We start from the raw sequence: 739 nt of genomic DNA on the forward strand, positions 1-739 counted from the left end.
ATCAAAATAAATTTAAATTCTTAAAACCTAACTTGAATGCAGCGAAAGACAGTTGGAAAACATTACGAACAGATGCAGTCACATTAAAAGAAGGGATAAAAGAATTAAAAGTGGAACCTGTTACTCCACAAAAATAGGGAAATATTAATTCTGTTGCAAAGTCACCTAAAACATAGAGAATCTATGATTACGTTGTTCAATAGTAATGCAACAATTAATAATTCCTTATACACCAAAAAGGCGGAGTCTCATTAAAGACTTCGCCTTTCATTTTTATAAAATTTTTACCCAGATACCAAGATAACCGTGCTGTATTGCTGATTTTCAAAAAAATTGAAAGACGTCGCTTTTAAAGAGGAATAGGAATAGAATTAGAAATCAAAACCTATATAGGAGAAGTATAAAATGATGAAAAAAATCCCTTATAAAATACTCGCTGTATCGACATTTTTAACTATGACAACAACTTATGCAGTTACACCAGTAGTAGCTTTTGCAAGTGAAATTGAACAAACTAACAATGGAGATAYGTCTCTTTCAGCAAATGAAGAACAGATGAAARAAWCTTTGCAARAKGCTGKKTTATTTKYRAAATCTATGAATGMMTATTCTTATWTGTTAATYAAWAATCCWGATGTGARYTTTGAAGGAATTACTATTAATGGMTATGWAGATTTACCTRGTARAATTGTACAAGATCAAAAGAATGCAAGAGCACATGCWSTTACATGGAATACGC

General features: G+C 30.6%; 2 pseudogenes. Both read left to right on the plus strand.

The annotated features are described in order from the left end of the window. Positions 1 to 137: pseudogene (locus tag AC1DTM_RS29990) on the plus strand (hemolysin); the annotation flags it as partial. Positions 138 to 405: 268 nt separating this feature from the next. Continuing rightward, positions 406 to 739 (plus strand): annotated as a pseudogene (locus AC1DTM_RS29995) (HBL/NHE enterotoxin family protein); the annotation flags it as partial.

The sequence above is a fragment of the Bacillus sp. P4_D3 genome (assembly GCF_056401855.1).